The sequence below is a fragment of the Sphingomonas sp. LM7 genome, from assembly GCF_002002925.1.
Lineage (GTDB): Bacteria > Pseudomonadota > Alphaproteobacteria > Sphingomonadales > Sphingomonadaceae > Sphingomonas.
In genome coordinates this window covers 862144-881534 of the sequence record NZ_CP019511.1, presented here as the reverse complement: position 1 = coordinate 881534, position 19391 = coordinate 862144, and the positions used below count along the sequence as shown (strand labels likewise).

The 19391-nt window shown below is 65.9% G+C and carries 21 protein-coding genes and 1 pseudogene; 12 read left to right on the top strand and 10 right to left on the bottom strand.

Features of this window, described 5'->3' with window-relative positions; translation table 11 throughout:
- The first annotated feature begins 1 nt into the window (after nucleotide 1).
- Nucleotides 2–451 carry an NfeD family protein gene (locus BXU08_RS04035; protein WP_077508915.1) on the top strand — a complete coding sequence of 150 codons (450 nt, stop codon included), beginning with the start codon at nucleotides 2–4 and terminating at the stop codon, nucleotides 449–451.
- 16 nt (nucleotides 452–467) lie between these two features.
- Nucleotides 468–2288 carry a DUF885 family protein gene (locus BXU08_RS04030; protein ID WP_077508914.1) on the top strand — a complete coding sequence of 607 codons (1821 nt, stop codon included), beginning with the start codon at nucleotides 468–470 and terminating at the stop codon, nucleotides 2286–2288.
- Between the two features lie 18 nt (nucleotides 2289–2306).
- On the opposite strand, the gene BXU08_RS04025 is transcribed toward BXU08_RS04030, so the two are convergent.
- From BXU08_RS04025 to BXU08_RS04015, 3 genes and pseudogenes are all read right to left on the bottom strand, one after another.
- Nucleotides 2307–2504: a hypothetical protein gene (locus BXU08_RS04025; RefSeq protein ID WP_077508913.1), complete on the bottom strand. Its 198-nt coding sequence runs from the start codon at nucleotides 2502–2504 to the stop codon at nucleotides 2307–2309.
- Nucleotides 2505–2543: 39 nt separating this feature from the next.
- Nucleotides 2544–2987, bottom strand: a complete 444-nt coding sequence (locus tag BXU08_RS04020; protein ID WP_077508912.1) for a hypothetical protein — start codon at nucleotides 2985–2987, stop codon at nucleotides 2544–2546.
- Between the two features lie 39 nt (nucleotides 2988–3026).
- Nucleotides 3027–3529: pseudogene (locus BXU08_RS04015) on the bottom strand (phosphoenolpyruvate carboxykinase (ATP)); the annotation flags it as partial.
- A 110-nt stretch (nucleotides 3530–3639) separates the two neighbouring features.
- Here BXU08_RS04015 and BXU08_RS04010 point away from each other — a divergent pair.
- The 8 genes from BXU08_RS04010 to BXU08_RS03975 all read left to right on the top strand — a co-directional run bounded on the left by BXU08_RS04010 (nucleotide 3640) and on the right by BXU08_RS03975 (nucleotide 9749).
- Nucleotides 3640–4344, top strand: a complete 705-nt coding sequence (locus BXU08_RS04010) for a response regulator transcription factor (RefSeq protein ID WP_077508911.1) — start codon at nucleotides 3640–3642, stop codon at nucleotides 4342–4344.
- Nucleotides 4313–5887, top strand: coding sequence for a stimulus-sensing domain-containing protein (locus BXU08_RS04005; RefSeq protein WP_077508910.1), 1575 nt, complete (start codon nucleotides 4313–4315; stop codon nucleotides 5885–5887). The genes BXU08_RS04010 and BXU08_RS04005 overlap by 32 nt, the downstream gene beginning before the upstream one ends.
- A complete protein-coding gene (locus tag BXU08_RS04000; RefSeq protein ID WP_077508909.1) occupies nucleotides 5887–6330 on the top strand; it encodes an HPr kinase/phosphorylase in 444 nt (147 codons plus the stop codon). The genes BXU08_RS04005 and BXU08_RS04000 overlap by 1 nt, the downstream gene beginning before the upstream one ends.
- Nucleotides 6327–7265 carry an RNase adapter RapZ gene (gene rapZ, locus BXU08_RS03995; protein ID WP_077508908.1) on the top strand — a complete coding sequence of 313 codons (939 nt, stop codon included), beginning with the start codon at nucleotides 6327–6329 and terminating at the stop codon, nucleotides 7263–7265. The genes BXU08_RS04000 and rapZ overlap by 4 nt, the downstream gene beginning before the upstream one ends.
- A 1-nt stretch (nucleotide 7266) precedes the next feature.
- Nucleotides 7267–7674, top strand: a complete 408-nt coding sequence (locus BXU08_RS03990) for a PTS sugar transporter subunit IIA (protein WP_077508907.1) — start codon at nucleotides 7267–7269, stop codon at nucleotides 7672–7674.
- Nucleotides 7671–7943 (top strand): HPr family phosphocarrier protein, encoded by a 273-nt coding sequence (locus tag BXU08_RS03985; RefSeq protein ID WP_077508906.1) that lies wholly within the window; start codon nucleotides 7671–7673, stop codon nucleotides 7941–7943. The genes BXU08_RS03990 and BXU08_RS03985 overlap by 4 nt, the downstream gene beginning before the upstream one ends.
- Before the next feature lie 83 nt (nucleotides 7944–8026).
- Nucleotides 8027–8830, top strand: coding sequence for an RNA methyltransferase (locus BXU08_RS03980; RefSeq protein ID WP_077508905.1), 804 nt, complete (start codon nucleotides 8027–8029; stop codon nucleotides 8828–8830).
- 217 nt (nucleotides 8831–9047) lie between these two features.
- Complete coding sequence (locus tag BXU08_RS03975; protein WP_077508904.1) at nucleotides 9048–9749, top strand: META domain-containing protein; 702 nt, start codon at nucleotides 9048–9050, stop codon at nucleotides 9747–9749.
- A gap of 417 nt (nucleotides 9750–10166) precedes the next feature.
- Here the strand turns inward: BXU08_RS03975 and BXU08_RS03965 are convergent, their stop codons facing one another.
- From BXU08_RS03965 to recR, 3 genes are all read right to left on the bottom strand, one after another.
- Nucleotides 10167–11564: a DNA recombination protein RmuC gene (locus BXU08_RS03965; protein WP_077508902.1), complete on the bottom strand. Its 1398-nt coding sequence runs from the start codon at nucleotides 11562–11564 to the stop codon at nucleotides 10167–10169.
- A 124-nt stretch (nucleotides 11565–11688) separates the two neighbouring features.
- Complete coding sequence (def, locus tag BXU08_RS03960; RefSeq protein ID WP_077508901.1) at nucleotides 11689–12216, bottom strand: peptide deformylase; 528 nt, start codon at nucleotides 12214–12216, stop codon at nucleotides 11689–11691.
- A 45-nt stretch (nucleotides 12217–12261) separates the two neighbouring features.
- Complete coding sequence (gene recR, locus BXU08_RS03955) at nucleotides 12262–12858, bottom strand: recombination mediator RecR (RefSeq protein WP_077508900.1); 597 nt, start codon at nucleotides 12856–12858, stop codon at nucleotides 12262–12264.
- Between the two features lie 54 nt (nucleotides 12859–12912).
- Here recR and fmt point away from each other — a divergent pair, with 54 nt between their 5' ends.
- Together fmt and truA are read left to right on the top strand one after the other, a co-directional pair.
- Complete coding sequence (fmt, locus tag BXU08_RS03950; protein WP_077508899.1) at nucleotides 12913–13815, top strand: methionyl-tRNA formyltransferase; 903 nt, start codon at nucleotides 12913–12915, stop codon at nucleotides 13813–13815.
- Nucleotides 13812–14558 (top strand): tRNA pseudouridine(38-40) synthase TruA, encoded by a 747-nt coding sequence (gene truA / locus BXU08_RS03945; protein ID WP_077508898.1) that lies wholly within the window; start codon nucleotides 13812–13814, stop codon nucleotides 14556–14558. Before fmt ends, truA begins: the two co-directional genes overlap by 4 nt.
- On the opposite strand, the gene BXU08_RS03940 is transcribed toward truA, so the two are convergent.
- The 4 genes from BXU08_RS03940 to ilvD form a co-directional block, all read right to left on the bottom strand.
- Nucleotides 14548–15744 carry a class I SAM-dependent RNA methyltransferase gene (locus BXU08_RS03940; RefSeq protein WP_077508897.1) on the bottom strand — a complete coding sequence of 399 codons (1197 nt, stop codon included), beginning with the start codon at nucleotides 15742–15744 and terminating at the stop codon, nucleotides 14548–14550. The genes truA and BXU08_RS03940 overlap by 11 nt on opposite strands.
- Complete coding sequence (locus tag BXU08_RS03935; protein WP_077508896.1) at nucleotides 15735–17141, bottom strand: bifunctional ADP-dependent NAD(P)H-hydrate dehydratase/NAD(P)H-hydrate epimerase; 1407 nt, start codon at nucleotides 17139–17141, stop codon at nucleotides 15735–15737. Before BXU08_RS03935 ends, BXU08_RS03940 begins: the two co-directional genes overlap by 10 nt.
- A complete protein-coding gene (locus BXU08_RS03930; RefSeq protein WP_077508895.1) occupies nucleotides 17138–17521 on the bottom strand; it encodes a hypothetical protein in 384 nt (127 codons plus the stop codon). The genes BXU08_RS03935 and BXU08_RS03930 overlap by 4 nt, the downstream gene beginning before the upstream one ends.
- A 138-nt stretch (nucleotides 17522–17659) precedes the next feature.
- The gene (ilvD, locus tag BXU08_RS03925; RefSeq protein WP_077511982.1) at nucleotides 17660–19381 is read right to left on the bottom strand and encodes a dihydroxy-acid dehydratase; all 1722 of its coding nucleotides are present in this window, start codon (nucleotides 19379–19381) and stop codon (nucleotides 17660–17662) included.
- Between the last annotated feature and the right edge of the window lie 10 nt (nucleotides 19382–19391).

The following is a 19391-nucleotide window of genomic DNA, read 5'->3' as shown; positions in this document are numbered from 1 at the left end:
GATGGACGCGTTGCTCGCCACTCCCGGGCTCGCCTGGCTGATCCTTGCCGCCGTGCTCGCGATCACCGAGCTGCTGGTGCCAGGCATCTTCCTGGTGTTCGTCGCTGCCGGCGCGGCGGTGACCGGCGTAGTAACGCTGATCATTCCCGAATTCGCGCTGCTCTTCCAAGTCGTAGTATTTACCATCGCGACATCGGCGGCAGTGGGAATCGGGCGACGCTGGTATGCTAACAATCCGGTGCCGAGCGCCGACCCGCTGCTCAACGATCGCGTCGCGCGGCTGGTCGGCGAGGTGGTGACCGTGGTTGAGCCAATCGCGGCGGGCAAAGGCAAGGTTCGCGTCGGTGACGGCGAATGGCTTGCTTGCGGCCCCGATGCGCCGGCGGGCGCGCGCGTGCGGATCACGGGGGCGATAGGCACCTCGCTCAATGTCGAACCCGTGATCGCCTGAGTTCCAAGGAGTGACGATGCTTACCACCCGCCGCGAGCTGATGCTCGGCACTGCCGGCACGCTCGCCTTCGCCGCTTTGCCGCGCCAGGCCGACGCGTTCTTCGCCGACCCCGATGCCCGAGCCGATGCACTGCTGACGCGCACCGCCGAGGCGTTCCTAAAGCTGTACCCCGAGAACGCGACCTCGCTTGGGATCGACAAGGACAAGCGCGCGCAGCTCAAGCACCAGCTGACCGACCGTTCGCCTCAGGGCCAGGGCAAGATCGTCGCGCATCTGCGCCAATCGCTCGCCGATCTGGGCAAGCTGGACGCCGCGGCGCTGAGCCCGGTGATGCGCACCAATGTCGAGGTCGTCCAAGCCTCCTACCGCAACGCGCTCGATGGCTTCGGCTTTGGCTATGGCGACGTGGCGGTCGGCAGCTGGCGCAACACGCCCTATGTCGTCGTCCAGAATGTCGGCGCCTACCTCGACGTGCCGCGGATGCTCGACACCGATCATCAGGTGAACACCCGTGAGGATGCCGAGGCCTATCTCGACCGGCTCGAATCCTATGCCGAGCAGCTCGACGGCGAGACCGAGCGGCTCGAGGTCGCCGCCACGAAGGACGTGATCCCACCCGATTTCCTGCTCGACAAGGCACTCAAGCAACTCAAGCTCGCCCGCAGCGGCAATACTGCCGGCTGGGGGCTGGTGACGTCGATCGCCAATCGCAGCGCGGGGATGGACGGCGATTTCGGTAATGGCGCGTGGATGCTGGCGAATGACAAGATCGCGCCGGCACTAGATCGTCAGATTGCCGAGCTCGAACGCCACCGCGAGCGCGCCACCTCGGACGCGGGCGTGTGGAAGTTCAAGGACGGCGAGGCCTATTACGCCTGGGCGCTGCGCGCCGGCACCACCACGACGATGAGCCCCGAGGAAGTCCACCAGATGGGCCTCGACCAGCTCCGCGCGATCCAGGCCGAGATGGACACGATCCTCAAGAAGCAAGGCTATAGCCAGGGCAGCGTCGGTGCGCGGATGGAAGCGCTGGCGAAGGATCCCCGCTTCACCTTCGCGGAAGGCGATCCGGGCCGCGCCGAGATTCTCAAGTTCCTCAACACCCGCATTACAGATATTCGCAGCCGCATGCCGCAGGCGTTCAACACGCTGGTGAAGGGCAATGTCGAGGTCCGCCGCCTGCCGCCCGAGGAAGAGCCAGGCGCCCCCGGCGCCTATGGCGGCCCCGGCTCGATCGACGGGACGATCCCAGGCAAGTTCTGGATCAACCTGCGCACTACCAGCCTGCACACGCGCTTCAGCCTGCCCGATCTAGCCTATCACGAGGCGATCCCGGGCCATGTCTGGCAGGGCGAGTACGCGTTCAAGCTGCCGCTGATCCGCTCGCTGCTCCAGTTCAACGCCTATTCCGAAGGCTGGGCACTCTATGCCGAGCAGCTCGCCGAGGAGCTCGGCGTCTATGCCGACAATCCCGCCGAGAAGCTCGGCTATCTCCAGTCGCTGGGGTTTCGCGCATGCCGGCTGGTGGTCGATACCGGGCTCCACGCCAAGCGCTGGACGCGCGAACAGGCGATCCGCTGGTTCGTCGAATCCAATGGTTCGTCCGAGGAGGAAGTCTCCGGCGAAGTCGATCGCTATTGCTCGTGGCCGGGACAGGCGTGCGGCTACAAGGTTGGGCACAGCGAGATCAATCGACTGCGCGACCGCGCCAAGACTTCGCTCGGCGCGCGCTATGATTTCAAGGCGTTCAACGACGCAGTGGTGCTGGGCGGCAACGTGCCGATGACAGTGCTCGGCCATGTCATCGACCGCCACATTGCGGCCCGAAACGTCTGACGAGCAGCGCCGCTGCGCTCAGTTGCCCGCGACGACCGCGGCAATCGCCTCGGTGACTTCGGCGACGGTCGAACTCAGCACGACTTCATGGGTCTTGTCGAAGCCGATGATGCCCATTTCGACGCCGGCGAGGTCGATCGAGGAGACCGTGCGGATGGCGGTGACGTTGACGAGGATCGGCTCGCCGTTGATCGCCTTCAAAGAGATGAACTTCACGTGGTGACCCCTGCTTTGTTATCTCTCCCCTTATAGAGGCTATGGCAGCGGAGCGCGGTCCGGGGGGACGAAACCGCGGCGCGCCGGCACCGAAAACAGCAGTTCGCGGCTGTAGAAGCCGAGCGGCCAGTCGCGACGGCCAATCGGCGATATCAGGAGCGCATTGACCCGCTCGGCAAGCGCACCTTCGGGATGCGCGCGCAGGAACAGGCGGATCCCGGCAACATAGGCACGCGTGATAGTGTCGTGATAGCCGCCCCTATCATCGTTTACTCCGCCGACGCTTTCGTTGAAGCGCGAGATCAGGCCGGCGATCTCGGCATCGACATCCACGCCCGGCCGTTCGGCCAGTAGATAGAGGCTGGCGCCGAGGTGCGCCTCGTGCGTCCAGTCCTCCCTGGCGAGATCGCAGGCAAGCAGGCCCTCGCCGAGCCGGACGATCTCGGTGTCGGAAGCGAACAGGCGGGGGGAATGGCCGGTCATCGATCGAGCTCTTACGATCCCGATCGGTGACTGGGCAAGTCAGGCAGGTAGCGGCGCACGGGGTGCCGGTCGGCGCACCCCCTCGTCGAGGTGGTAGGCGAACTCGGCGAAGTTCCTCGTTGAACAGGTCGACCAGTTTCGCCGCGGTGGGATCATAGTGCGCCTTGTTTGCCCAGCTCTCGCGCGGATCGAGCACCGCCAGGTCGATCCCGGCGAAATTGGCCGACGCCCCGAACCCGAAATTGGGATCTATCCGGAATTCGGCGTCGCTCAGGCTGCCATCGTAGCCATGGTCCTGCCCGGCCCGTATTGACCAGCCGGCAATCCACCTTGCCTCTGGCGATCCGCAACTTGAGCTGTTTGCCATATTCGGAAGGATGGCGCGGCATGAAGCAGGTCGAGAAGGTCGCTTCGGGCTCGGACACGCCGATCTCGGTGGCGGCCACCTTGGCGGTATAGCCCGACAGGAAGTGGGACATCGCCTGGTCGGGGCTGACCCTTGCGATCGGCGGCATGATCCCGAAGGCGTCGGCGGTGAGGAGGCAGCCGCAAGAGCGGCTCAATCCGGGTGAGCGGTGTCAATAGATTGAGCCGGCCGCGACTTTGCTTTACCCCCTCCCATTATGCTTCAAAGCCACGCACGCTGCCCGGCATGACCGCGACGATCGCGCTGGTCGATGACGACCGCAACATCCTCACTTCGGTCTCGATTGCGCTCCAGGCCGAGGGGTTCCTGACTCGCGTCTATTCGGATGGCGAAAGCGCACTCAAGGCGTTGATCGAGAATCCGCCCGACCTGGCAGTGCTCGACATCAAGATGCCCAAGATGGATGGGCTCGAGCTGCTGCGGCGGCTGCGCGAGAAGAGCGCTATCCCGGTGATCTTCCTGACCAGCAAGGACGACGAGCTCGACGAGGCGCTTGGCTTGGCGATGGGCGCGGACGATTATATCGCCAAGCCGTTCAGCCAGCGGCTGCTGATCGCGCGCATCCGCGCGATCCTGCGCCGCACCGAGATCGTACAGCCCAGCGTCGAAGGCGAACAGGCACCGGCAGAGAGCCTGGAGCGCGGGCGGCTGGTGATGGACCCGGCGCGCCACCGCGTGACCTGGGGCGGCACCAACGTGACGCTGACTGTCACCGAATTCCTGATCCTGGAGACGCTGGCGCAGCGTCCGGGCATCGTGAAGACGCGCAACCAGCTGATGGACGCAGCCTATCAGGACGACATCTACGTCGACGATCGCACCATAGACAGCCACATCAAGCGTGTGCGGCGCAAATTCCGGCAGGTCGATCCGGAGTTCGATGCTATCGAAACGCTCTATGGCGCCGGTTATCGCTTCTCGGACGAATAGCGAGCGCGACCTTGCGCTCAAATGGTCGAATCGCGTCAGCCTGACGCCGCGGATTCTGGCGGTCAATATCTTCGCGCTGGCGCTGCTCGGCAGCGGCTTCTTCTATCTCGATTCCTACCGCAGCCGGATCGTCGACAGTCGAATCGCGCAGGCACGCGGCGAGGTTCGGCTGATCGCCCAAGCCGTCGCCTCGGCGACGCCAGAGCGGCGCGACCTGCTGGTGCTCAGCTTGGCGCGCGACACCGGCACGCGGATCCGGCTATACGACGAAGACGGTGTACTGATCACCGACAGCCATGAACTTGGCCTGCGCAATCTCGTGCTGCGCGATCCGGACAAGGATCCGTTCAACCAGTCGACTGCGCGCTTCCTCGACGCGGTCATCGATACGGTAGCGGGCGCAGACCGCGCGCCGCTGTACCGCGAACGCAGGCGCGATCGCGGGCTCGACTGGCCCGATGTCAGCGTCGCGCGCGCGACCCACGGCACGCCCGCGACGGTGTGGCGAGCACCCGATCGCACCCCGGTGATCACTGCGGCGGCGCCGATCACCCAGCTCGGGGTGGTGATGACGACGGTCAATGCCCGCGACATCACCCAGACCGTGCGTTCCGAGCGCTTCCGGCTTAGCGTGGTGCTGGCGATCGTGTCATTGCTGTCGATCCTGCTCTCTCTGTTCCTAGCACGGACGATCGTGCGGCCGTTGCGCCGCCTAGCGCGGGCAGCGGTACGCGTACGTTTGGGGCGAGCGCGTGAAGTCGTGGTGCCGCGCCTGCCGGAGCGCAGCGATGAGATCGGCATGCTGGCACGCGCGCTCTCCGACATGAGCCAGGCGTTGCGCGCGCGGATCGACGCCACGGAAAGCTTCGCGGCCGACGTGACGCACGAACTGAAGAACCCCCTCGCCTCGCTCCGCTCTGCCGTGGAAGGTCTTTCGAAGGTCAAGGACCCCGCGTTGCAGGAGCAATTGCTGGCGATCGTCCGCGACGACGTCCACCGGCTCGACCGACTGATCACCGATATCTCTGATGCCTCCCGCCTCGATGCCCAGCTCAGCCGTGCCACGTTCGAGCCAGTCGATGTCGGCGCAATGATCGCAGCGCTTCTCGATCAGCGTGCGACGCGCGGACTCCCTAACGGGATCCGCATCCTCTTCGATCGTCGCCCCGGCGACCTGCTCGAGGTGCTGGGCGAAGGCGCGCGGCTGGAACGGGTGTTCGAGAATTTGATCGAGAATGCGGTTTCCTTTTCGCCGAAAGGCGGGCTGATCACGGTTTCCGCCGCGAGCGATGGCGAGATGCTGATTGTGCGCGTCGAGGATGAGGGACCCGGTGTGCCCGACGAGGCGCGTGAGGCGATCTTCCGTCGATTCCATTCGGTGCGTCCCGAAAGTGAAGCCTTTGGTCAGCATTCGGGGCTAGGCCTTGCCATCGCACGCACCATCGTCGAAGGCCATCAGGGGAGCATTTCAGTGGAAACGCGAGAAGATCGAGTGAGCGGAGCACGGTTCGTGGTGCGGCTGCCTCTGGCGGAGCGCGACTGATGCCTGAGCCCCGGCTTCCCGAAGTCTCTTCCGAGACGGTGCATGGCGCATGCGTCGCGATCGGCGGGCGCGGCGTGCTGATCGAAGGGCGTTCAGGCGAAGGCAAATCCGACCTCGCGCTCCGGCTGATCGATCGCGGCGCGGCACTGGTGTCCGACGGCCAAGTGATCTGCCAGCGGCAGGACGGCGGATTGATCGCCTGCGCGCCCGCGAACCTCGCCGGGCGGATCGAAGTGCGCGGTCTGGGCATTGTCGAGATGCCCAACGTGGAGCGTGTTCCCGTGGAACTGCTGATCGTGATCCTGGATACCCCGCCTCGCTTCCCCGAAGATCAGCGGACGCGGCGCATTGCTGGCATCAACGTGCCGGTGCTCGCGCTTGCTGCGCTCGAACCTTCGGCGCCGATCAAAGTGGAGCTGGCGCTGAAGCAGGCGGCCCGGTGAACCGGCGACAACCCAAACAGATATTGCTGGTCACCGGCATGTCGGGCGGGGGCAAATCGACGGTGCTGCGGACGCTGGAGGATCTCGGCTGGGAGACCGTCGACAATCTGCCGCTGCTCCTGCTCCACCGGCTGCTCGACACTCCGCCCGGCGAAGGCGCCGACGGCGACGACGACCGGCCGCTCGCACTGGGCATCGGCACCCAGACTCGCGGGTTCGATGCCGAAAGCATCGTCCAACGCGTCAAGAAGCTGAGCGAGCAGGACGGCCATCATGTCGGCACGCTGTTCCTCGAATGCGCCGAGTCCGAACTCGAGCGGCGCTATTCGGAGACACGGCGGCGCCACCCGCTGGCGCAGGACCGCCCGGCGAGCGACGGCATCGCCCGCGAGCGCGAGCTGCTGATGCCGCTGCGGCGCTGGTCGAACCGGCTGATCGACACGACCAATTTGTCGTCCAACGAACTCCAGCAGCAGATTCGCGCGACCTTCGCGGACGACAGCATGGGACGGACCGTACTGACGATCACGTCGTTCGGCTTTGCACGCGGACTGCCGCGCGACGCCGATCTGGTGTTCGACATGCGCTTTCTGCGTAACCCGCATTGGGTAGACGCGCTTCGTCCCGGTACTGGCAAGGATGCGGACGTTTCGGCCTATGTCGCCGACGATCCCGCTTATGGACAGGCGATGGCGCAGATCGAGGCGCTGCTGCTCCTGCTGCTGCCCCGCTATCAGGCTGAAGGAAAGGCATATGTTACCGCCGCATTCGGGTGTACGGGGGGCCGCCATCGCTCGGTCCACGTCGCCGAACGGATGGCGCGGCGGTTGCGTGAAGAGGGATTTTCGCCCACGGTGACCCACCGCGATTTACAGACCGCGCCGCAGGACTCGCTGGAGGGGGCCCCGGTGACCATAGCAGGGGGCGGAGTTTGAGATGATTGGTTTGGTGCTCGTGACCCATGGGCGGCTCGCTGAAGAGTTCGTGGTCGCGATGGAACATGTAGTGGGCCAGCAGGAGCGGATCGAACCGATCTCCATCGGCCCCGACGACGACATGGAAGCCCGCCGCGCGGACATCGCCGCGGCGATTGCGCGCGTCGATGAAGGACGCGGCGTCATCGTGCTCAGCGACCTTTTCGGAGGCACACCGTCCAACCTCGCCATTTCGCTGATGGAAGCCGGTCGGATCGAAGTGATCGCGGGCATCAACCTGCCGATGCTGATCCGGCTGGGAAGCGCACGCAAGACGATGAAGGTGACCGAGGCCGTTGCCGCCGCGCGTGATGCCGGGCGGAAATACATCACTGTCGCATCCGAAGTCCTGGGAGAAGCCGCCGCGTGAGCCGGACGACGCGCACCGTGAGGATCGAGAATCGCCGCGGCCTGCACGCGCGCGCCAGCATGGCCTTCGTCACGCTCGCCACCGGCCAGCCGGTCGAGCTGACCGTGGAGAAGGACGGCGCCAGTGCATCAGGCACGTCGATCCTCGACCTGATGATGCTTGGCGCTGCCAAGGGCGATTCGATCACGATCAGCGCTGAGGGCGAAGGCGCCGATGCCGCGGTGCAGGCGCTCGCCGAACTGGTCGAGGCACGCTTCGGCGAGGAATAGCCATCGTTCGTCTTCATCGAACGGATCCACCGATCAAGAACGGCCCTTCGACAAGCTCGGGGCGAACGGGTTAAAGGCCTGCCATGCCCCGCGAGATAACTGCCTTTTCCAATCCGCTGATCAAGCGCGTCCGCAACCTGCGCGACAAGAAGCATCGCCGCGAGGAAGGACTGTTCCTTGCCGAGGGGCTGCGCATCCTCACCGAGGCACGCGAAGCCGGGAGGCTGCCGGAATATCTGTTCTTCGCGAGGGAGATGGCGGGGCATCCGCTGGTCCGGGCACTGGTCGATGCCACCGAGGGCGCCGGCGGCGAGGCGATCGAGACCAATGCCGACATCCTTTCCAAGCTATCGGGCAAGGACAATCCCGGCGCGGTGGTCGGCGTCTATCCCGATTTCGCACTGACGCTGGCCGATCTCGACCGCAGCACCGCACCGATCTGGCTGGTCGCGGAACGGCTGCGCGATCCGGGCAATCTCGGCACGATCCTGCGTACCGGCGACGCAGTCGGCGCGGGCGGGCTGATCCTGATCGATGAGTGCGTCGATCCGTTCTCGGTCGAGGCCGTCCGCGCAAGCATGGGGGCGTTGTTCACCGTTCCCGTCGCCAAAGCGAGCTGGGCCGAGTTCGTTGCGTGGCTGCGCGCCGGTCCCGGACAACTGGTCGGACTAAGCCTCGACACCGAACATGATTACAAGGCCCCGCCCTACACCGCGCCGACCTTCCTGCTCACCGGCAACGAGGCGCAGGGCATGCCCGATTTCATGGCCGCGGAATGCGATCTCCTGGTCAAGATTCCGATGCTCGGCAAGGCCGACAGCCTCAACGCGGCAGTGGCGACGGCGGTGATGGCGTATGAAGTGCTGAGTAGGATTCGCGGTGGCTAATTTCACGGTTTATACGGTGAATCGGCAATTTAATTATAGCTTGTTGTAAGATTGTTTTGCCGAAATGCAGTTCTGTGCCGGACATTTTCAAAGAGCTGAACCCAAGGCTGGCACAGCAAATCCTACATTGCCAGCATCCTGAACGGCAGCCGATCGTTACGGCCATGCGCGGTTCAGCCGCGCGGCGGCATACCGCCCGAGACGAAGGAGACCTATCTTGATCAAGCTTGCTGCTGCCGGCGCCTTGGTGCTGATCGCCCTGCCCGCCTACGCCCAGTCGAACGCCGCGCCCTATCGCGCGCTGGGCACCGAGCCGTTCTGGTCGCTGACCATCGACGGCAGCACGATCCGCTATGAGCCTGCCGGCGGCCGTGTGGTGCGCGTCGCCAAGCCGCGGCCGATCGTCGGGTTCAATGGCGAGCGCTACCAGGCGCGCGGTATGACCGTAGACATCACCCATGTCGAATGCAGCGACGGGATGAGCGACCGCACCTTCCATGATACCGTCACAGTCACCCTGCGCGGGCGCACGCTGCGCGGCTGCGGCGGCGAGGTGCTTTCCGAAACGCCGGAGCAGACCTCTTTGCTCGAAGGCGATTGGCGGATCGAATCGATCAATGGCCGGCTGGTCGCGCCGCGCACCAACCCGCGGGTGACGTTCAACGGCGCCCGGATCAGCGGCAATGCCAGTTGCAACAATTTCAACGGCAGCTTCCGCTTCGAGCGCGGGCGGCTCACCGCCGGCCGGCTGGCTTCAACGAAAATGGCGTGCGCCCAGCGCATGCAGAATGTTCAGGAGAGCAGCGTGCTACGCATCCTCGGAGAGCCGCTCAGCGTCAGCCGCAACCGCAACGGAAAGCTGGTGCTGACCGGCGCGCATCGCACAAGGCTGGTGCTGGCGCCCGAGAGGCGCCTGTAGATGGTGCGGACGACAAAGTCGCCCGCACCGCCTACACCGCGGTCGCTTGGGAACTAGTAAAAGACAAACCCAGAAGGCGATTGAGCGCCTTCTGGGCGTCCCTACGATCTTCCCAAGAGCGATCGATCTCGAACACCGGCTGGCCGTCGGGTGTGAACCCGCCGATATGCCACCGCTGATCGCAATCTTGGTGCAGGTTGTATAACAACCTGTCCATGATCGTTCTCCGTAGTCGATCAGGCCCGGAGACTGCGACCGCAAGGTAGAGACAAGCATTCTTCGATCAAACGAAGCCCCGGCCGGTTTTGGGCTGGGCGAACGCTAATTGTAACACTACCGAGAAGGGCAATTGCCGAGCTAACCATCGGCGATGAAAGAACTGCCGACAAACCAAGGGTACTCCTCCGCGAGCCGCAGTCAATCGATGTTCTCGCTCCGTTCGTCGCTCGCAGGCAGCGCCTCGACGGAACCATATCTCGCCAAGGCTTCGATCTCTTGCGTGGACTCAATCTCCCTAGAGCCCGTTTCGATGTTTAGGTCTTTAAATTTTCTTCCAGTACTCAACACGTTACGCTCAAAGCTCCCAACAAATTTGTTGTAGTTGTTGACCGCGCTGGAGAGCCCTGACCCTACAACGCGAAGATGTTGAGAGGCGACCGCAAGCCGGTCGTACAACTCCTTGCCGAGCTCGCCGATTTGCCGCGCCTCCTTGGCGAGCTTTTCCTGACGCCATACCGCCGCGACCGTGCGCGCGATCGCGATGAGATTGGTCGGAGTGGAAAGCAGAACCCGTTTGTCGAACGCGAAGTCCCAGAGCGTCGGATCATGTTCGAGCGCGGCGGAGAGGAAATGCTCGCCGGGGACGAACATGATCACATAGTCCGGCGCATCCTCGAACTGGCTCCAATAGGCCTTGTTGCCCAGGCCATTGATGTGCGCGCGCATCGAATCGGCATGCGCCTTGAGCCCGGCGAAGCGCTCGATATCATCGACCGCGCCGAATGCGTCCTGATAGGCATTGAGCGACACCTTGGCGTCGATCACCAGCGCGCGACCGCCCGGCACCCGGACGATCGCATCGGGACGCAGGCGTCCCCCCTCCTCGCCTGCGGCGTTCACTTCGGTCTGGAAATCGGTGTGTTCGGAGAGTCCACAGGTCTCGAGCACGTTCTTGAGCTGCTGCTCGCCCCAGCGACCACGCGACTTGGGGGCGTTGCGCAGCGAATTGACCAGCTTGGCGGCTTCGGTGCTGACCTTTTCCTGGCCGATCCGCATCTGCTCGATCTGGCCCTTGAGCTCGCCGAACGCGTCGCGGCGCTCGGCCTCAACCTTGGCGACGCCTTCCTCATAACGCTGGAGGCGATCGCTGACGGGCTGGAGCATCGATTTGAGGTTCTGCCCGGCGACGTCCTCCGATTGCTTGAAGCGGGCCTCTGCACGTTCGAGGAAGGCCTTTTGGGTTTCGCCAAGCATCGTGGTGGCGAGTTCGCGGAACTGGCCCGCCATCGCCTCTCGCGCGCCCTTGAACTCGTCGAGGCGCTCTTCGAAAGCTTCGGCCTTGGCGCGGAGTTCGGTGAGCTGGAGGCGGGCTTCGTCGCGTTCGTCGCGCAACGTGGCGTTCTCGTCGCGGAGCGCGGGCAGCTGGCCGGCGCGTTCCTCGGCGAGGACGAGATCGGAGATTGCCGCCTTGAAGTCAGATTCGCGGCGATCGCGCTCGGCGCGTGCCTCGGCGACACCGCGGGTGCCGAGAAACCAACCGAGGCCGAGGCCGGCAATCAGCACGACGACGATCAGGATAAGTGCGAGCGTGTCCAACCTTGCCTCCCGGAACAGAAGGCGAACTTACTCGGCGGCGCGCCTTGGAGCAACCCTATAGTCGGCGTGCGGCGCTGTGGTGCGTGACGGCAGAGGAAGCTTCCACCGTGCTCCGGTGAAGCGCTTACGCGGCGGCCTTACGCGCCTTGGTCAGCTTCTTGAGGATCATGTCGCGCTTGAGGCGAGAGAGATGGTCGATGAAGACGATCCCTTCGAGATGGTCCATCTCGTGCTGGATGCAGGTGGCGAGCAGGCCCTCGAAGAGCTCGTCATGCGCGACGCCCTGCTCGTCGAGCCAGGTCACGCGGCAGCGCGCGGGGCGCTCGACATCGGCGAACTGCTCGGGAATCGACAGGCAGCCTTCGGTGTAGACCGACTGCTCCTCGGCGGGATCGAGAATTTCGGGGTTGATGAAGACGCGCGGGGCGCGGATCGGCTTGCCCTCCTCGTCCTCTTCCTCCTGCAGGTCCATGACGACGATGCGCTTGGGCACGCCGACCTGGATCGCGGCCAGGCCGATGCCGGGGGCATCGTACATTGTGTCGAACATGTCGGCGATAAGATCGCGCACCTCATCGTCCACCGTCTCCACCGGCGTGGAAATGAGGCGCAAGCGCGGGTCCGGTACTTCGACGATCGGTAAGAGAGCCATAAGGCTGATTTAATTCGCCGTTCGCGCCGCCGCAAGTCTCGGAAACTACGCGACCGGACGGCGCGCGCGAAGCGCCTGGGCGAGCGTGCCTTCGTCGAGATAGTCGAGCTCGCCGCCGACGGGCAGGCCGTGGGCGAGCTGGGTGATGCGGATCGGGTAGCTCTCGAGCCGCTCGGCGAGGTAATGCGCGGTGGTCTGGCCGTCGAGCGTGGCATTCATCGCGAGGACGACTTCGTCGATCCCGCCGGCGGCGACGCGGCGGACGAGCCCGTCGACGCGCAGATCCTCGGGGCGGATGCCTTCGAGCGCCGACAGGCGACCGCCGAGGACGTGGAACTTGCCGGGAAAGAGGCGCGAACGATCGAGTGCCCAGAGGTCGGCGACTTCCTCAACCACGCAGAGCGCGCGGGCATCGCGGCGCGGATCGGCGCAGATCGCGCAGGGGTCGCTGGTGTCGACATTGCCGCAGATGCCGCAGGTGCTGAGCCGGCGGCTGACTGCAGTGAGCGCCGCGAGCAGCGGATCGAGCGCAGTCTCGCGCTTCTTGAGCAAGTGGAGCACCGCGCGGCGCGCCGAACGCGGGCCGAGCCCGGGAAGGCGGGAGAGCGCCTGAGTCAGTGCCTCGATTTCAGGGGATGCCATGCAGGAAGACATAGGGGCTTGCCTAGCGCCCTGCCAAGCGGCGAGAGGGACACTATGCGGATCATCTTCATGGGCACCCCCGAATTCGCCGTCCCCGTGCTCGACGCGTTGGTCGCGGCGAGTCATGACGTCGTGGCGGCATATAGCCAGCCGCCCCGGCGCGGGAATCGGGGCAAGGTAGCGCCATCGCCCGTCCAGGCACGCGCCGAGGCGCTGGGGATCGAGGTCCGAACGCCGCTTTCCTTCCGCAAGGAGCCCGACGCGGTTGTCGCTTTCGCGGCGCTGGGGGCCGACGTAGCGGTGGTCGCGGCCTACGGGCTGATCCTGCCGGTTGCGGTGCTTGCGGCGCCGCGGCTGGGTTGCCTCAACGTCCACGGCTCGCTGCTGCCGCGCTGGCGGGGTGCGGCGCCGATCCAGCGGGCGATCCTCGCCGGCGATGCCGAGACCGGGGTGGGGATCATGCAGATGGAGGCGGGGCTCGATACTGGCCCGGTGCGGCTCGAGGGGCGGACGCCGATAGGGGGAAAGACCGCGGGCGAACTCAGTGGCGAGCTCAGCGAGATGGGGGCGCGGCTGATGGTCGAGGTGCTGCGGGATATCGGCTGCTATCCGGCGGCGGCACAGCCCGAGGATGGCGTCACCTATGCCGCAAAGATCGACAAGGCCGAGGCTCGGCTCGATTTCTTGAGAACCGCGGCTGAGGTCGAGCGGCAGGTGCGCGCGTTCAATCCGGCGCCGGGGGCGTTCTTCGAACTAGGCGGCGAGCGCGTGCGAGTGCATTCGGCGGAAGTGGCGGCCGAGAGCGGAGAAGCCGGAACCGTACTCGACGACCGCATGACGATCGCCTGTGGCGCAGGGGCGATCCGGCCGCTGCTCGTCCAGCGGGCGGGACGTGGTGTCATGACGTCACAGGATCTGTTGCGGGGCTTCGCGATCCCGGCGGGCACGCGGCTTTGACGCGGTTCGCGCTCACCGTGGAATTCGACGGCCGGCCTTTCATGGGCTGGCAGCGGCAGGACCACGGCCCGAGCGTCCAGCAAGCGATCGAGGACGCCGCTTTCGCAGTGACCGGCGAGAAGGCAGTGGTCCATGCCGCGGGGCGTACCGATGCCGGGGTGCATGGCCTCGGTATGCGCGCGCATCTCGACATCGCGCGGGAGATCGCGCCGTTCCGGCTGATGGAGGCGCTCAATGCGCGGCTGCGGCCCAATCCGGTAGCGATTCTCGATTGCGTCGAAGTGCCGGACGACTGGCATGCGCGCTTTTCGTGCCTGGGCCGGCACTATGAGTATCGTATCGTCACGCGCCGCGCACCGCTGACCTGGGAAAAGGGGCTGGCATGGCGGATCCCGGCCGAGCTCGATGCACGCGCAATGCACGAAGCCGCGCAATTGCTGGTGGGACGGCATGACTTCACTACCTTCCGCTCGGCGCATTGCCAGTCGGAGAGCCCGGTCAAGACGCTCGACCGGCTCGACGTGTCGCGCGCAGGCAACCGGCTACTGGTACACGCGTCGGCGCGGTCATTCCTGCATCATCAGGTGCGATCGATGGTCGGATGCCTGGGGCTGGTGGGTCAGGGCAAATGGGCGGCCGAGGACGTAGGTGCCGCGCTGGAGGCACGCGACCGTTCGCGGCTAGGCCTGAACGCGCCACCTGACGGGCTGTTCTTCGTGCGGGCGAACTATCCTAGCGGCTGAACTTCGCGGCGAGTTCAACATGCGTCGACCAGCGGAATTGCCCGACGGGCTGGACCCAATCGAGGCTATAGCCGGCTTTGGACAAAATCTCGGCATCGCGTGCGAACGTGCTGGGATTACACGAAACATAGGCGATGATTGGCGCGTTGGACGCCGCAATCTCGGCGACCTGTTCGCGTGCGCCGGCGCGGGGTGGATCGAGGACGACCGCGTCAAAGCGAGAGAGATCGGCGGCGGTAACCGGGCGCCGGAAAAGGTCGCGATGCTCGGCGAACACCATGCGGCCCGCAAGGCTTGCCGCAGCCTTTAGCGCCATGATCGGATCGCGTGCGGCTTCAGCGGCATAGACCTTCGCCTTCGGGAAGGCGAAGGTAAAGGTGCCCAGACCAGCGAACAGGTCGGCCACCGCCTTTGCGCCGCCGGCGATCTCCTGCGCCGCCGCGACGAGCGCGGCCTCGCCCTCGGGGGTAGCCTGGAGAAAGTTGCCCGGGGGGAAGGGCACGGAGATGCCGCCCAGCGTGACGGTGACCGGCTCGGGCTCGTAGCGCGCAGTGGGGCCGAAGCCTTCGTCGATCGACAAGCGTGCGAGATGGTGGCGATGCGAGAAGGCGCTGAGCGCCTCGGCAGCGGCAAGTCCTTCGGCTTCGAGGCCGTCGATCAGGACGTCGGGCCCTTGGTCGGTCTGGACGAGATGGACGTTGATCCGGCGAGTGCCGGGGATCAGCGCGGCGAGCATGCCGCGCAAGGGGGCGACCAGCGCGAAAAGCTCGGGAGCGAGGACCCAGCATTCCTCGATATCGATCAGGTCGTGGCTGCCCTGCCGGGTGAAGCCGAGGCGTACCTGACGGCCGCGGCGCTCGGCATGGAGCGTGGCGCGGCGGCGGGTGTTGGGCGGCGACAGCAGCGGCGCGCGGACATCGGCCTCAAGCCCTTGCGCGGCGAGCGCGCCGGTGACGCGATCTGCGATGAACTGCGACCAGCTGATATCGTCGAGATGCTGGAGCTGGCAGCCGCCGCATTCCGGGTAATGCTTGCAGGGCGGTGTCTGGTGATGCGGGCCGGGGAGGACGGCGCCGTCAGGCGTTACCCGATCGCCGGGTGCCGCGAAGGCGACATGGCGGCCATCGGAAGTGACGCCATCGCCGCGCGCGGCAACGCGCAGCACTTCATCATCGTTCACAGACATTCTGAAATCGCCCCGGGGATATGCCCGACAAGCGCATCGGCGATCAGCGCGGGTCCGGCAAGCCGCGCGGCGCGGGCGTGAAGCCAGACCGCAGCTTCGGCGGGGGCAAGCCCCTTCCCGCCCTGCGCCACTTGCGCAGCGAGCAGCCCGGCGAGGACGTCGCCGGTGCCGGCGGTCGAGAGCCAGGGCGAGGCGCCGGCGAGGACGCGGACCTGGCCTTTCGCATTGGCGACCACGGTATCGGCGCCCTTGTGGAGGATCGTCGCGCCGGTCTCGGCAGCGGCGGCGAGTGTGCGATCAATCTTGCTGGCGCCTCCGCCTGCGAACATTCGGTCGAACTCGCCCGAATGCGGGGTGACCCAGGTCGACGCGGCGCGGGTTTCCAGCCAGCGCGCGGCGCCGCTGCCAAGCAGGCTCAGCGCGTCGCCGTCGAGGATCAGTGGCTTGTCGGCAGCGAAGGCGGCGCGGAGATAGGCCTCTGCCCGGCGATCGCGGCCGAGACCCGGGCCGAGCACCACGGCGTCGATGCGGTCCCAGTCGAGAAATTCGGTGAGGTCCTCGGCACTGCGCACCTCGCGCCGGACCAGCGCATCGGGACCGGCACCCCAGGGGCGATCGCCCGCGAGCACGACATAGCCCGCACCACCCGCCATGGCGGCACGCGCGGCAAGGCGCGCGGCGCCGGGCATCGCGCCCTCGACCACCGCGACCAGGCCTCGGGTGTATTTGTGGCTGTTGGTATCGGGAGCGCGGAGCCGGGGCCGCGCGACGGTGCGCCTGCTGCCCTCGACGGGGATCCCGATATCGGCAAGCAACACCCGACCGCAGCGTTCGAGCCCGGCGTCCAGGACATGGGCAGGCTTGAGTGCGCCGAGCGCGAGCGTAACGTCAATTCCGCGGGGTGCGCCGAGATCGGCGCCGGTGTCGGTGTCGATCCCGGAGGGCAGATCGATCGACAGTGTGAATTCGGCCTGCTTGCAGAGATCGGCGAAGACCGCAGCAAGCCCGCGTTCGAGCGGCCGAGTCAGGCCTGTGCCGAACAGCCCGTCGATGACGACCGGACGCGAGCGGGCTGCGTAGAGCGAGCTTGTGGGGCCTTGCCAGCGTACGTGCATGCGCTCGGCGGCGCCTGGCGCGGGCGCACCGGTGGCGACGAGGTTGACGTCATGACCCCAAGCCTGGAGCAGCCGCGCTGCGACATAGGCGTCACCGCCATTGTTCCCCGGACCGGCGAGGATCAGGATCGGGCGGCCCATCGCGAACCGCGCGGTCTCGCGGGCGACTGCGGCCCCTGCCCGCTCCATCAATTCGTCCTGCGCAACGCCGCCGGCGAACACGGCCTCTTCGGCGTGGCGCATTTCGACGGCGGTGAGGATCGGCGCGCCCGAGGGGATCATTTCGCCTGCCCGCGAACCGTGGCCGGAAGCCGATAGCGCGCTCCGCCGAGTTCGACTTCGATGCGATCAGACCCGAGTGGCGTCACTTTCGCCGATTCGGCGCCGTCGGCGGCGATAACCCCGCGGCCGTCGCGGGTGATCTGCAGGCGATGGAAGCCGCCGTCGGGGTGGCGAAGGGTCAGGATGACGCCATTGGGGGTTTCGGTGCGGTCGAGGGTGCAGACCGGGGCGAAGTCGGCGACTCCGGGGGCGGCGCATTCGATCTTGGGCGCCTCGGGCTCGGAAACAGCCGTCTGGCTGGCTTCCGCTTCAGGCGGAGCGGCATTCTCCGCCGGTTGTGACCCGCACGCCGCGAGCGAGAGGGGGAAGAGCAGCGCCATCAGCACGCCCCTCCCCGCAAGGGAGGGGATGCGGGCGGGTGCGAGCACAGCGAGCCTATCGACACAGCTCGTCGGGCGCGCCCCTGCGGGCCGCGCACCCACCCCTAGCCCCTCCCTTTCAGGGAGGGGAATCTAGTATCAGATATCCGCGTAGACATGGCGTTCGGCGCTGGCTCCCGGGTGCGTTACAGCGCCCTTATAGGCGGGGCCCACCGTACGGGAATAGCGCCAGAGCGCGCCGGCCTGGTAATCGTTGACGCGCGGCTGCCATTTCGCGTGGCGCTCTGCCAGAACATCCTCAGGAACGTCGAGATCGATCGTGCCGCTCTCGGCATCGATGCGAATGATGTCGCCATCCTCGACCAGGGCAATCGGGCCGCCATCGGCTGCCTCCGGGCCGACATGGCCGATGCAGAAGCCGCGGGTGGCACCGGAAAAGCGCCCGTCGGTGATCAGCGCAACCTTCTCGCCCATGCCGAGGCCATAGAGCGCGGCGGTGGTCGACAGCATCTCGCGCATGCCCGGACCGCCCTTGGGCCCCTCATAGCGGATGACGATGACTTCGCCTTCGTTGATCTCGCGATTCTCGACTGCCTGGAAGCATTCCTCCTCGCAGTCGAACACACGCGCCGGGCCGGTGAACTGGAGCCGGTGCATTCCGGCGACCTTTACGATCGCACCTTCGGGAGCGAGGGTGCCGCGCAGGCCGACCACGCCGCCTGTGGGCGAGAGCGGCGTCTTGACGTCATAGATGACCTTCTGGTCGGGGTTCCAGGTGACCTGATCGATATTCTCGCCCAGCGTCTTGCCAGTGACGGTGATGCAATTGCCGTCGAGGAAACCACCTGCAAGCATCGTCTTCATCAGCATGTAGACGCCGCCGGCCTCGTGCATGTCCTTGGCGACATACTTACCGCCGGGTTTCAGATCAGCGATGTAAGGTGTTGATTTGAAAGCTTCGGCTACGTCATGAAGATCGAATTCGATCCCCGCTTCGCTCGCCATCGCCGGCAAGTGCAGCGCGGCGTTGGTCGAGCCGCCGGTCGCCGCGACGACGCGGGCGGCGTTGATGAAGGCCTCGCGGGTGCAGATGTCGCGGGGGCGCAGGTTCCGCTCGATCAGGTTCATCACCTGATGCCCCGCCGCGACGGCGATCTGCTCGCGCGACTGATAGGGTGCGGGCACCATGTTCGAATTGGGCAGCGACAGGCCGATCGCCTCCCCGACGCAGGCCATGGTATTGGCAGTGAACTGGCCGCCGCACGCGCCGTGACCGGGGCACGCGACCTTTTCGAGCGCGGTCAGCTCATGGAGCGGGCAGCTGCCGGCGGCGAACTTGCCGACCGCTTCAAACACATCGACGACGGTGACGTCCTTGTCATGGAAGCGGCCGGGGAGGATCGAGCCGCCATAGACGAAGATCGAAGGCACGTTGAGGCGGAGCATCGCCATCATCATGCCGGGGAGCGACTTGTCGCAGCCGGCAAAGGCGACGAGCGCGTCGTAGCAATGGCCGCGAACACTCAATTCGACCGAGTCGGCGATGACTTCGCGGCTGACCAGCGAGGACTTCATGCCCTGATGGCCCATCGCGATGCCGTCTGTCACCGTGATCGTGTTGAAGCGGCGCGGCATGCCGCCATTGGCAATCACGCCTTCGCGCGCGGCATCGGCCTGGAAATCGAGCGTGGTGTTGCACGGCGCGCTGTCATTGCCAGCGCTGGCAATCGCGACGAAGGGCTTGGCGATGTCCTCCTCGGGAATGCCCATCGCGTAATAATAGCTGCGATGTGGCGCGCGCTCGGGTCCAACGGAAACGTGGCGGCTCGGAAGGCGGGATTTGTCGAATCGGTTTGTCATGATGCGCAAG